12 protein-coding genes and 2 pseudogenes are annotated in these 12,393 nt (G+C 60.0%); 4 read left to right on the plus strand and 10 right to left on the minus strand.

The window, feature by feature from the left end; all coding sequences use genetic code 11:
- Positions 1-57: 57 nt before the first annotated feature.
- The 3 genes from gnd to pgl are packed head-to-tail and all read left to right on the plus strand — an operon-like array spanning position 58 to position 3,828.
- Entirely contained in the window at positions 58-1,587 is a 1,530-nt protein-coding gene (gene gnd / locus DDQ68_RS21135) for an NADP-dependent phosphogluconate dehydrogenase (RefSeq protein WP_109658069.1), read from the plus strand.
- Entirely contained in the window at positions 1,588-3,102 is a 1,515-nt protein-coding gene (gene zwf, locus DDQ68_RS21140) for a glucose-6-phosphate dehydrogenase (RefSeq protein WP_109658070.1), read from the plus strand.
- Positions 3,103-3,105: 3 nt separating this feature from the next.
- A complete protein-coding gene (pgl, locus tag DDQ68_RS21145) occupies positions 3,106-3,828 on the plus strand; it encodes a 6-phosphogluconolactonase (RefSeq protein WP_109658071.1) in 723 nt (240 codons plus the stop codon).
- Between the two features lie 223 nt (positions 3,829-4,051).
- Here pgl and rpiA read toward each other — a convergent pair whose 3' ends face one another.
- From rpiA to DDQ68_RS21180, 9 genes and pseudogenes are all read right to left on the minus strand, one after another.
- Entirely contained in the window at positions 4,052-4,816 is a 765-nt protein-coding gene (rpiA, locus tag DDQ68_RS21150; RefSeq protein WP_109658072.1) for a ribose-5-phosphate isomerase RpiA, read from the minus strand.
- A 190-nt stretch (positions 4,817-5,006) separates the two neighbouring features.
- Positions 5,007-5,891: a DUF2911 domain-containing protein gene (locus DDQ68_RS21155; RefSeq protein ID WP_109658073.1), complete on the minus strand. Its 885-nt coding sequence runs from the start codon at positions 5,889-5,891 to the stop codon at positions 5,007-5,009.
- Between the two features lie 86 nt (positions 5,892-5,977).
- Complete coding sequence (locus tag DDQ68_RS21160; protein ID WP_245897166.1) at positions 5,978-6,139, minus strand: type II toxin-antitoxin system HicA family toxin; 162 nt, start codon at positions 6,137-6,139, stop codon at positions 5,978-5,980.
- A 26-nt stretch (positions 6,140-6,165) separates the two neighbouring features.
- Positions 6,166-6,390, minus strand: a complete 225-nt coding sequence (locus DDQ68_RS24110) for a type II toxin-antitoxin system HicB family antitoxin (RefSeq protein ID WP_245897468.1) — start codon at positions 6,388-6,390, stop codon at positions 6,166-6,168.
- 109 nt (positions 6,391-6,499) lie between these two features.
- Positions 6,500-6,559 (minus strand): annotated as a pseudogene (locus tag DDQ68_RS24115) (hypothetical protein); the annotation flags it as partial.
- A 148-nt stretch (positions 6,560-6,707) separates the two neighbouring features.
- A complete protein-coding gene (locus tag DDQ68_RS23185; protein WP_162550302.1) occupies positions 6,708-7,310 on the minus strand; it encodes a hypothetical protein in 603 nt (200 codons plus the stop codon).
- 138 nt (positions 7,311-7,448) lie between these two features.
- Positions 7,449-9,293 carry an ABC transporter ATP-binding protein gene (locus tag DDQ68_RS21170; RefSeq protein ID WP_109658075.1) on the minus strand — a complete coding sequence of 615 codons (1,845 nt, stop codon included), beginning with the start codon at positions 9,291-9,293 and terminating at the stop codon, positions 7,449-7,451.
- Between the two features lie 194 nt (positions 9,294-9,487).
- Positions 9,488-9,937 (minus strand): energy transducer TonB, encoded by a 450-nt coding sequence (locus tag DDQ68_RS21175; RefSeq protein WP_162550303.1) that lies wholly within the window; start codon positions 9,935-9,937, stop codon positions 9,488-9,490.
- A 39-nt stretch (positions 9,938-9,976) separates the two neighbouring features.
- Positions 9,977-11,479 (minus strand): sodium:solute symporter, encoded by a 1,503-nt coding sequence (locus DDQ68_RS21180; protein WP_109658077.1) that lies wholly within the window; start codon positions 11,477-11,479, stop codon positions 9,977-9,979.
- A gap of 165 nt (positions 11,480-11,644) precedes the next feature.
- Between DDQ68_RS21180 and DDQ68_RS24895 the strand changes: the two are divergent.
- Positions 11,645-11,965 (plus strand): annotated as a pseudogene (locus tag DDQ68_RS24895) (DUF255 domain-containing protein); the annotation flags it as partial.
- 192 nt (positions 11,966-12,157) lie between these two features.
- On the opposite strand, the gene DDQ68_RS23195 reads toward DDQ68_RS24895, so the two are convergent.
- Positions 12,158-12,373, minus strand: coding sequence for a hypothetical protein (locus tag DDQ68_RS23195; RefSeq protein WP_162550304.1), 216 nt, complete (start codon positions 12,371-12,373; stop codon positions 12,158-12,160).
- Positions 12,374-12,393 lie beyond the last annotated feature (20 nt).

Here is a 12,393-nt window from a genome sequence, read left to right on the forward strand (position 1 = left end):
CCTTACTTTTGCGCGGGCTCCGGCCCGTTCTTCACCCTAAACTCTCCGCCACCAACGATGAGCCCCAACCCCACGGAATTTGCGTTCGGCATGATTGGTCTCGGCACTATGGGCCGCAACTTGCTGCTGAACATGGCCGACCACCACTTTGCCGTCGCCGGGTACGACAAAAACCAGAAGCAGGTAGACCTACTGGCCCAGGAAGGCGAGGGCAAGCCCGTGCGGGGCTTCACCGATCCTCAGGCCTTCGTGCGCAGCCTCAAAACGCCCCGTGCCATCATGCTGCTGGTGCCCGCCGGTGCCATCGTGGACAGCGTAATTGCCGAAATGCTGCCCCTGCTGACCCCCGGCGACATCCTCATCGATGGCGGCAACTCGCACTTCACCGACACCGAGCGCCGGGCCAAAGATTTGGAAAACAAAGGGTTTCACTTCTTCGGTATGGGCGTGTCGGGCGGCGAGGAAGGGGCCCGGTTTGGGCCCAGCATGATGCCCGGCGGCGACCGGGAAGCCTACAAAACGATGCAGCCCGTATTCGAGGCCATTGCGGCCAAAGTAGACGGGGCCCCCTGCGTGGCCTACATGGGCCCCGGGGCGGCCGGCCACTTCGTGAAAATGGTGCACAACGGCATCGAGTACGCCCTGATGGAGCTGATTGCCGAAACCTACGGCCTGCTCAAAACCGGCCTGGGCCTCGACAATGCTGCCATCGGCCAGGTGTTTGCGCAGTGGAACGAGGGCCGCTTGCAGTCGTTCCTGCTCGACATCACCAAGGATATTTTCGTCTTTAAGGCCCCTGGCACTGACCACCTGCTGCTCGACGACATCAAGGACGAGGCCCGCTCGAAGGGCACTGGTAAGTGGACCTCGCAGGTGGCCATGGATTTGCAGGCCCCCATCCCGACCATCGACGCGGCCGTGTCGATGCGCGACCTCTCGAAGTACAAGCAGTTGCGCGAGCAACTGGCCCAGCAGTACGGCCCCGCGGCCGGGGCCCTGGCCGGCGACAAAGACGCGCTGCTCAAGCACCTGGAGCAGGCGTTCTATTTCAGCATGATCATGAGCTACGCCCAGGGCATGCACCTGCTGGCCCAGGCCTCGGCCGAGTACAAGTACGACTTGCAGCTGGCCACCATCGCCAAAATCTGGCGCGGCGGCTGCATCATCCGCTCCGCATTCCTGAACGATATTTTCAATGCCTTTGAAAGTGGCAATCAGCTTGCCCACTTGTTGTTAGATAAAAAAGTGCAGGAGTTGGTGCAGGGCGCCGTGCCTGGCATGCGCGCCGTGGTGGGCGCTGCCGTGGCGGCCGGCGTAGCCGTACCGGCCTACGCCTCGGCGCTGGGCTACTTCGACGCCTTCCGCACGGCGCGGCTGCCCTCGAACCTCATTCAGGCCCAGCGCGACTACTTCGGGGCCCACACCTACGAGCTGGTGGGCAAGGAAGGCGTGTTTCATACCCAGTGGACTGCGCTGCACGCCAAAGCGGAGGCCCCCGCTGGGCCCCAAGCCAACGAAACGCCCGCCACGTCCCCCGTGCTTGGTACCAAGCAGTCGAACGTGGAGGCCTCTAAAACACAATCGTAAATGGACGCCCTCCTGAAATCGCAGCCGACGGTATTCGTCATCTTCGGCGGCACCGGCGACCTGAACGCCCGAAAGCTGGCCCCGGCCCTCTACAACCTGTACCTAGAAGGCTGGATGCCCGACCATTTTGCCTTCATCGGCACGGGCCGCACCAAGCTCACCGACAATGACTTTCGGGTCCGGGTAACGGGCGACGTGAACAAGTTTTCGCGCAGCGGCCAGGTAAAAGACGAGCAGTGGCAGAGCTTTGCGCCCAACATCTACTACCAGCCGGCCGACGTGCAGGACGCCGAAACCTACAAGGAATTCGGCAAAAAAATTAAGGCCCTGGAGAAGGAGTGGAAGGCGCCTGCCAACGTGATTTACTACCTGGCGGTGGCCCCCAACTTCTTCCCCATCATTGCCGAAAACCTGGCCAAGGCCGGCCTGACGGAAGACGCCGGCTGCACGCGCATCGTGATTGAAAAGCCCTTTGGGCACGATTTGGCATCGGCCAAGGAGTTGAATTTGCTGCTGGGCCGCATTTTCCAGGAGAAGCAGATTTACCGCATCGACCACTACCTGGGCAAGGAAACGGTGCAGAATATCATGGCTTTCCGTTTCGCGAACGCCATCATGGAGCCGCTTTGGAACCGCAACAGCATCGAGCACGTGCAGATTTCGGTGACCGAGCAGCTCGGCGTGGGCGACCGCCTAGGCTACTACGACGGCTCTGGGGCCCTGCGCGACATGATCCAGAACCACCTCTTGCAGCTGCTGTGCATTGTGGCGATGGAGCCGCCGGTGAGTTTTTCGGCCGAGGAAGTGCGCAACCGCAAGGTGGACGTGCTGCGCGCCATGCGCCGCTTTACGCCCGATACCGTGCGCGAGCAGGCCGTGCGCGGCCAGTACGCCAGCGGCTGGATGGAGGGCCAGCAGGTGCCCGGCTACCGCGAGGAGCCCGGCGCCAACCCCCATTCGAACACCGAAACCTTCGCCGCCGTGAAGTTTTTCGTGGATAACTGGCGCTGGCAGGGGGTACCGTTTTACCTGCGCACAGGCAAGCGTTTGCACCGCTCGGCCTCGGTCATCACCATCCAGTTCAAGGACGTGCCACACCTCATTTTTTCGCCCGAAACGGCGGAAACTATGCGGCAGAACCGGCTGGTTATCAGCATTCAGCCCGAAATGAGCATCCGCCTACAAGTGCAGGCCAAACGCCCCGGCGTCGACATGATGCTGAACACCGTGGATATGGTGTTCGACTACAAAGGCACTTACCAAAGCGAGGCCCCCGAGGCCTACGAAACCCTGCTGCTCGACGTGATGCTCGGCGACCAGACGCTGTTTATGCGCGCCGACCAGGTGGAGGAGGCCTGGGACTTGGTGATGCCCATCCTGACCTCTTGGCAGACCCGCACCAGCCAGAATTTCCCCAATTACTCGGCCGATTCGTGGGGCCCCGAAGACGCCGAAGCCCTCGTGGCCAAGGACGGTTTCCACTGGTTCACGCTCCCGCTCAACGGCAAGAAATAGCCCATGGAACGCCACATATTTTCATCAGAAGACGCCGTTCTAGGGGCCCTGGCCAACTTTTTTGTGGCCACGGCCGACCAGGCCATTGCCGCCCGCGGGCGCTTCGCGGTGGCGCTGTCAGGCGGCAGCTCGCCCAAAAAGCTCTACGAGCTGCTGGCTTCCGACGCCTACCGCGTCCAGGTAGCCTGGGGTAAGGTTTACTTCTTTTTCGGCGACGAGCGCACCGTCCCCAAGACCTCGCCCGACAGCAACTACCTGATGGCCAAAAAGGCCCTCTTTGATCCGCTGGATACCCGGCCCGACCACGTTTTTGCCGTCGATACCGCCCTGGCCCCGGCCGAGGCGGCGGCGCAGTACGGGGTGGCCATTGAGGAGTTTTTCGGCGACGAGCCGGCCCGGTTCGACCTCGTGCTGCTGGGCCTGGGCGACAACGCCCACACGGCCTCCCTCTTCCCGCACACGCCCGTGCTACACGACGCGTCGGTGGGCGTGAAGGACGTGTTCGTAGCCGAGCTGAACACGACCCGTATCACCCTCACCGCCCCGCTGCTGAACCAGGCGCGCGCCACCGCCTTCCTAGTGTACGGCGCGGGCAAGGCCATTGCCGTGCAGCAAATCCTGGAGGGCCCCCGCGACGTGGACCAGTACCCCGCCCAGCTCATCGCGCCCGCCGGTGGCAACGTGCACTGGTTTCTGGACGAAGCCGCGGCCGCTGATTTGAAATAAAAGGCGAGTGGAAATTGCGTAAAAAAGGCCTTGCCGTGGTGGTAAGGCCTTTTTTGCTTTTAGAGCCCTGGAGCAACCTCTCCCCGCGGAACCTTACGAGACCCCTGCGGGGCGGGCTCCTCTCTACAAGAGAGGGGTGTGTTCAATTTGCCCGTTCAGGTACTGGCACCCCGTCCCGCAGGGGTCTCGTGAGGTTCCGCGGGGAGAGGTTGCCTCGGGGCCCCTACGGCAGCACGTCAAACTCCGTCGCCGGGCGCGCGGCTTCGCCGGGCCGCAGTACCAGCGCCGCACCGTCGCGCACCACGATGGCGGCTTTGGCCAGGCCTAAAAACAGGCCGTGCTCCACGATGCCGGGAATGGTTTTGAGCTGCGCTGCCAGCCGTTCCGGCTCCAGAATCTGGCCGAAGTGGCAGTCCACGAGTAGGTTTTTCTGGTCAGAAAAGTAGTAGTCGGTTGCGCCCGGCTGGGCCATACGCACTACTGGGGCCCCGCCCAGCGCCTCTACCGCATCGAGCACCCAGGGCAGGGCGAACGGCACCACTTCCAGCGGCAGCGGGAACCGGCCCAGCACCGGCACCAGCTTCGACGAATCGCCGATAACCACCAGGTAATCGGAGGCGGTTTCCAGCACTTTTTCGCGCAGCAGGGCCCCGCCGCCGCCTTTTATTAGGCGCAACTGGCCGTCCAGCTCATCGGCTCCGTCCACGGCCAGGTCAAAGCGCAGGCCGCGCCGGGGCGCTATCAGTGGAATGCCCAGCTGCCGCGCCAGGGCCTCGCTGGCTAGTGAAGTGGCGGTGCCCTGCACCTTCAGGCCGTTCTGCACCGCCGCGCCCAGCTGCATGATGAACTGGGCCGACGTGCTGCCCGTGCCCAGGCCCAGTAGCATACCGTCGCGCACCCAGCGCAGGGCGGCGGCGGCGGCCACCTGCTTTTCCTGGGCCAGCGTGAGGGCTCCGGTGGGGCTAGGGGAGGAGGCGGTTGGGTTCATGGGCGTGGGGAGTGGAGGTGGTTGGAATGATGCAAAGCAGAAATACAGCACAAAAATAGGCCGTCATGCGGAGCGCAGCCGAAGCATCTCTCCCGCAGCACTAATCAATTGATATAGTAAGCGGGAGAGATGCTTCGGCTGCGCTCCGCATGACGGCTTTGTTAGCCTTGCGGTGCTAAAAACCAGGGCCCTATTTGCCCATTTTCTTGGCTTCGGCAATCAGCTCTTCGTCCATTTTCGCGTACTCGCCGTTGGCGGGCGTGGCGGCCAGGGCGGCCTTTTTTGAAGCCTCGGCGGCCGTGATGGCGCCTTTGTAATCCTTCATTTTTAGGTGGATTTTGGCTTCCGTATTCAGGTTCCAGAACTTGGTGGGCTCGGCGGCGTTGGCCTTCTGAATCCAGGCCAGGGCCTGCTTGAGGTCCTTGTTGCTGTCGTTGTAGTACACGGCCGCCGCAGCGAGGTCGGCGGGGGCGGGGTTGGCGTTTTTGGTGATTTTCTCGTCAATCTGGGCGGCAATTTTGCTATCCACATCGGCCATAATTTTGAACTTAGCACCCATTGTGGCCCAGGTCATTTCTACGTTGGCCGTGGCGGGCGTCACGTCGGCAAAGTCGATGGTGAAGGTTTCGACCTTGGCGGGCAGCTTGTAGGGCTTGACGGTGAAGCGGGCCACGTCCTGGTCGTCCTTGAAGCCGTCCACGTCGGCGCCTAGCTTGAGGTTCTTATTCAGCACCACCGTCCACTCCGCCGCGGCGGGAATGGTGTAGATGCCGTACTCGCCGGCGGGCACTTTTTTGCCCTCAATGGTTACATCGTCCGCAAACTTGATGCTGGTGGTGGCGTTGGCGCCCGTGCGCCAGCGCTTGCCATAGGGCACCACGGTGCCAAAAATGGCGCGGTTCTTTACGCCCGGCCGCGAGTACACGATGGTCACATCGGTGAGGCCCACGCGCTGCGTCACGGTGCTTTTGGGACTGGGCTGCGGGGTATTGATTTGAGCCTGAGCCGCGGGGGCCCCCAGCAGCGTGGCGGCCGTAGCGGCAGCGGCGGAGAAAGTCAGCAGTTGAAAATTCATCGAACTTGAAAATGAGGTGGGTTGATGCCCCAAAACTACAAAACCCGCGCTGGGGGCGCGGGCTTTGTAGTTTTGGAAGCGTTCGACTAGCGGATGAATGGAATGCCCAACTGTTTGCAAATGGCCCGGCAGGTATTGTCGCCGATTTCTCGGTGGCGGGGCACGGCCGTTTGCTGGTCGTTGCTGCGGTTGATGTAAATGGAATGGTTTGCACCTTCGCGCAGCAACGCGCAATTGTGTGCAGCCAAGTGCCGCAACAAGTCCAATAGTTTCATCAGGCCGCGTTCAACTGGCCGAAGGTTTCCCGGCTGAAATCCTGGCCTTGATAAGTTTTAGCGGTTTGTTCTTGTTGAACTTCCAGGTAGAGCGCCAGCGCATCAAGAAGCATAAATTTTAATTCTTCCATCGTGCGGCCTTGGGTAATTACCGCCGGAATTTGTTCCAGCTGCCCGGTAATCCAGCCGTCTTCGCCGTGCTGAATGATGATGGTGAGTTCCATACGATAACTTTATGTGTTTAACAATTGGTTGTTGCGGGAAATGATTGTCCTGGGCATTGGCTATATCATGAGCCAAGTCACTAGCCGAATAGTTGAAAATAGAGACGTTGTACCGGCCCAGCAATTCAGCAAAAAATTCAGCAAAAGTGCGTTTAGTTAGTCCAGCCATTTCGGCTGCTTGTCCCAATGAAAGTTTGCCTTGTTAATAAAATTGCGAAGCCAGCAGCATTACCAACCTTCGGTTCTCGACTGCAAGTGAGCCGGGTAGATTGAGCGTTATAACTCTTGCAGTTTGCGTAGATTTGGTATATTACTGATTATTCTTTAGTATTGGCTAAGAGATTGAAACGATTGATGCCTTGTCCTTGGAGAATATCTGTTAAGCTAAAAAATTGCGTCGATTTGGCTTCTGCATGGACTTTTAAATAGTAAAACACTGGCCACTCCAAAAGCTTAGGAGCTAACGTTTGTGTTGCGCCAATACACTCAATTAACTGTTCTTTGCTAAGTTGGCCAATAGCCCCTCTGTTAATGAGTTTTTGGCGTTCCCATGTTGGAATGGCGAGTAGCGAGGGTAATTGCTCCACATCACAGGCCAGAAAAGGCAATAATTGTAATTCTATTAGTTGAGCGTTGGTAAACTTAATACCGTGCTGTGAAGCAACGTGGCTAATAATTGTTGCCTGAAAGTTTTGCCCAACTCCTGGTAAAGCAAATGAGAATTGATTCCTCGTATTCAGGCTGATGACGCACCCTCCAGCACCGTTGGGGTCAAGCGATATATAACAACTAGACGGAAAGGCCGGCAGTTGTTCGAGCGTAACAATCCCCGTATCTGTCCAATCTCCAGTCCGTTTAAACCGACCGGTAAACATATAAAAACAAACAAGCAAAAATATTAGGCCTGCAAACGGAGCCATATCCGGCAACGAAATCCTCCGGGTCCTGCTGGAATGAAGTCTCTGTTTTGCGACTGTCATGATTTTAAACACTTACGGCCTTTAGTCCGCTAAAATTAGCGAATTAAAGGCCGTAATCGTGTACTCATTTCCGAACACCTACGTCAACTCAAATTGCAAGCGCAGCAAGTTGGCGTAAATGCCGTTTTCGTTGTCGGCTAGCTCGTCGTGGGAGCCGGCTTCGACGATGCGGCCGCCGTCGATGACCAGGATTTTATCGACTTTGCGGATGGTGCTGAGGCGGTGGGCGATGATGATGCTGGTGCGGTGCTGGAGTAGCTCGTCCAGGGCCCCCTGCACCAGCTTTTCGCTCTCGCTGTCGAGGGCCGAAGTGGCTTCGTCGAGGATGAGGATGGCGGGGTTTTTCAGGATGGCGCGGGCGATGGCTACGCGCTGGCGCTGCCCGCCTGAGAGCTTGATGCCGCGGTCGCCCACCACGGCGTCGAGGCCCTCGGGGAAGGAGCTGATGAACTGCCAGGCGTTGGCTTGGCGGGCGGCGGCGATGATTTCGTCGTCGGTGGCGGTGGGCTTGCCGTAGGCGATGTTCTCGCGGATGGTGCCGCCGAAGAGCAGCGTTTCCTGCGGCACGATGCCGATGTGGCGGCGCAGCGCGGTGAGGTCGTAGTCGCGCACGTCGTGGCCATCGACGAGGATGCGGCCCCCGCTGAGCTGGTAAAACTGCATCAGCAGGCTGGCGATGGTGCTTTTGCCCGCGCCGCTGGGGCCCACGAGCGCAATTTTTTCGCCCGGCTTGATGTGGAAGTCAATGTCTTGCAGCACCGCAATATCGGGCCGCGTGGGGTAGTGGAAGGCCACGTGCTCGTAGCGAATGTCGCCGGTGAGGTGGGCCGGTACCAGGCCGACAGGTGGCGTGAGGTGGGTGGGCTCGGGCGTTTCGTCCAGTACTTCGCGGATGTGCTCGGTGGCTCCCAGGATGGTCTGCACCTTGCCGTATAGCTCGCCCAGGCCCGCCACCGAGGCCCCAATGAAGGCCGTGTAGATGATGAAGGTGACGAGCTGGCCGATTTCCAGGTGGTCGGGGCCAGTGGCGTGTACCAGGGTGGCCCCGCGCCAGAGCACCAGGATGATACCGCCGAACAACCCAATGATTACGAACGAGATAAAGCCGCCCCGGTACAGGTTGCTTTGCAGCGCGGCCTGTACGGCTCGCCCCAGGGAGGCGTCGTAGCGGCCAATTTCAAACCGCTCGTTGGTGAAGGCCTTCACCGAGTTGATGGACTGGATGGTTTCCTCCACGATGACGTTGGCGTTGGCCAGCTCCAGCTGCGTGGTTTTGGCCAGGGTGCGGATTTTGCGCCCGAACAGCCCGGCCACCAGAACGATGGGCGGGAACGTGACGAGCATGAACAGTGACAGCTTCACCGACACCACCATGATGAACACGATGCCGCCCAGCAGCGTGAATACCTGCCGGAATAGCTCGGCCAGCGTTAGCGAAAAGGCGTCCTGCACCTGGCCCACATCAGAGGTGATGCGCGAAATGAGGGCTCCCACGCGGTTCTGCTCGAAGAATGGAATGGGCAGCTGCACGAACTTGGCGTAGATGGCCTGCCGCAGGTCGCGCACTGCAAACTCACTTACCTGCGTGAAAAACCACACGCGCCCAAACGAGAAAAACCCTTGCAGCACGATGACCAAAAACAGCGTCAGGGCAATGCGGTTGATGTCGAACACCGTGCCGCCGGGCAACACATATGGCTTGTTGTTAGCCGCATCGACGAGCTTGCCCGCCACCCACGGAAACGCCATGAACGTGCTGCTGCTTAACACCAGCATCAGCAGGCCCACCAGAAATTTGGTGCGGTAGGGCAGCACAAAACGGAAAATCCGCAGGCTGCGCTTGAACGATTCTTTGGTTACTTTGGGCTTGGGGGCGTCGACCGCAAGGCCGGCGCCGCTGGTGTTTAGTCCGCTTCGGGCCATAACTGGTGGCGCAGGCATTGGGTTGCGCCGTAAAATGAATAAGGTAAACTTGTCTAAAAACTTCTAGCAAAGAAGATTAGAATGTCATGTTGAGTTTGTCGAAGCATCACTCCTGCGGCAGTAATCAGGATTTAGTTAGCGGGAGAGATGCTTCGACTGCGCCCAGCATGACGTTCTTTTTTGACAGAAAAAAGCTACTTCAAAACGTTGAGTATGGTGCCGTTGCCAAACGGCACCGGCAATTGAATGGCCACTGGCAGCGGCACGCCCAGGCGGGTGGCCGGGTGCCAGGGCGGCAGCAGCGCCGCTACGCGCAGCGCCTCAGCGTCGCACTCGGGCGAGAGCGACTGGGCCACTTTCAGGTTGCCAAGGCGGCCGTCGGGGCCCACGGTGGCATTCAGCAACACGTTGCCCGTGACACTTTTGACGCGCGCGGCCTCCGGATACTTTAGGTTATCCTGAAAAAACGCGCCCAGCGCCTGGGGCCCCCCAGGGTACTGCGGCGCTTTGTCGGGCCGGTTGGGGGCCCCGCCGCGGGCCTGGGCCTGCATGTGGCCGGCCCGCAGCACGATGGGCGCCGGGGCCGTTTGCGCCCGCGCCGCCGCGGGGCCGGCAAGTAGCAACAGCAACAGGGAAGATTTCATTAACAGAACATTAGCGGGCAACACCAGGGGCCCCACGGACTAAACCGCGGGCGCGGGCGCGGGGTTCAGCGCGGCGGGGCGCGAGATGGCAAACAGGCCCAGTAGAATCAAGGCCCCGTTCAAAAGCAGAATCTCGAAACCGAACTTGTAGCCGCCCAGCCACGCCTCCGAGTGCGACACAATGAGCAGCGTGAGCAGTACCCCGGCCACGCACACGGGCAGCACCAGCCGCTCGCGCAGGCTGCGCCGGGTGAAGATGCCGAACGCAAACAGGCCCAGCAGGGGCCCGTAGGTGAAGCCCGCGGCCTTGTACACGGCGTCAATCAGGCTCTGCTCGTTGAGGGCCCTGAAAATGAGGATAATGACGATGAGCACCCCCGACCAGCCCAGGTGGGTGAGCTGGCGCAGGCGCGTCTGCCGGGCCTCGGGGTACTTTTTAATGTCCAGAAAATCGACGCAGAACGACGTGGTGAGGGCCGTGAGGGCCGAATCGGCGGAGGCGTAGGTGACGGCGATGATGCCTAAAATGAAGATAACGCCGGCTACGAGCGAGAACTGCGTAGTGGCCAGGTACGGAAACACTTTGTCGGTGTCGAGGCCGCCCTTCAGGTTGAGGAGCTGCGGCAACTCGCTGAGGTGCAGGCCGCGGGCGGCGGCGTACTGGTACATGAGCACGCCTAGGGTGAGGAACAAAATATTAACGCACACGATAACGGGCGTGAACCAGAACAGGTTCTTCTGGGCGTCGCCGAGGCTGCGGCAGCTCAGGTTTTTCTGCATCAGGTCCTGGTCGAGGCCGGTCATCACGATGGTGATGAACATGCCCGAGGCAAACTGCTTCCAGAAATACTTATCGTCGCGGAAATCCGAGAAGTACACCTGCGACATCGGGCTCTCGCGCACGCTACTGACGAGTTGCTTGAACGAGTAATTCAACTCGTCGGCCATGAAGTAGATGCTCAGGCCCACGCAGCTCAGCATGGCCAGCGTCTGGAAAGTATCGGTCCAGAGAATGGTTTTGAGGCCTCCCTTGAAGGTGTAGAGGTAGATGAACAGGATGCTGACCACGACGGTGACGGCGAACGGCACGCCCATGGCGTCGAACACTGCTAGTTGCAGCACGCCCGCCACCAAATACAGCCGCAGGGCCGAGCCCAACGAGCGGGAAATCAGGAAGAACAGGGCCCCCGTCTTGTAGCTCCAGTAGCCGAAGCGCTGCTCCAGGTAGGAGTAGATGGACACCAGCCGCAACCGGTAGTACAGCGGCAGCAGCACGGTACCGATAACCAGGTAGCCCGCCACAAAGCCCAGCGCAACAGCTAGATAGCTCCAGCTTTTGCCGTACACGTTGCCCGGCACCGAGATGAACGTGACGCCGGAAAGCGAGGTGCCGATCATCGCAAACGCCACCATGTACCAGGGCGCGTTGCGGTCGGCTACGAAGAAGCTCTCGCTCGTGACCTTGCGCGAGGTGAGAACGGCAATGACAATCAGAACAGCGAAATAGCCCGCGATGAGGCTCAAAACGAGGGTTGGCGACATGAGCGCAAAGGTAGGGCCCCCGGGCAGCGGGTGCTACCCCGCCGCTTGGGGGCCCCTACGGGCGTGCGGTCCAAGGCTTTATCCAGCGTGCCGCAGTAGTTTTAGCGTAACACCCCGCCGCCGGCCACACTGCCGCGCCCGGCGACCTACCTAACTTACCCGCGTATGCGCCACGTTTTTACCGTCATCCTTTCGCTGGGTAGCGCCCTGGCCCATGCCCAGAGCGGGCCCATTGCCTTCGCCGGCGGCAGCTGGGCCGATGCCCAGGCCGCGGCCCGGCAGGCGCACAAAAGCATTTTCCTGTACGCCTCGTCGCCGGCCTGCCACTGGTGCAAGCCCATGGAAAAGGAGGTTTTCACGGACCCCACCGTCAGCGCCTACTACAACGCCACGTTTCTGAGCTACAAAATCAACATCGACGAGGGCGAAGGCGAGGTGCTGGCCAAACGCTACGAAATCAGGGCCATGCCCACGTACCTGTACTTCAGCCCCGAAGGCAAGCTGCTGCATATGAGCAGCGACTACAAATCGGCTACCGCTTTTCTGCAAGATGGCAAAGACGCCTTCGACCCGGGCAAAGCGTTTTTTACCTTGAAGGAGCGCCACGAGGCCGGCGACCGAAGCGCACCGTTTCTGTACACGTTCGGTACATCGCCGGCACTTGACCAGCGGGAGGTTTTATACGACCAGGTGAGCGCCGACTACCTGAAAACCCAAACGGCGGCAGAGCTGGCCGCGAAGAAAGACCTGGGCTACCTCTTCGAGTTGGGGACGAGTTTTTATTCTCCGACGACCCAATATTTTCTCGTGCACCAGCCGGCATTCGTGGCCCAGTTCGGTCGGCCAGCAGTCGATGACAAGGTTAGAAGGCTTGTCATCGGGGAAGCGGGCCATGCGGGAGAGACTAGAGCGGT

Origin of the sequence: Hymenobacter nivis, assembly GCF_003149515.1 — a bacterium.
Classification (GTDB): domain Bacteria; phylum Bacteroidota; class Bacteroidia; order Cytophagales; family Hymenobacteraceae; genus Hymenobacter; species Hymenobacter nivis.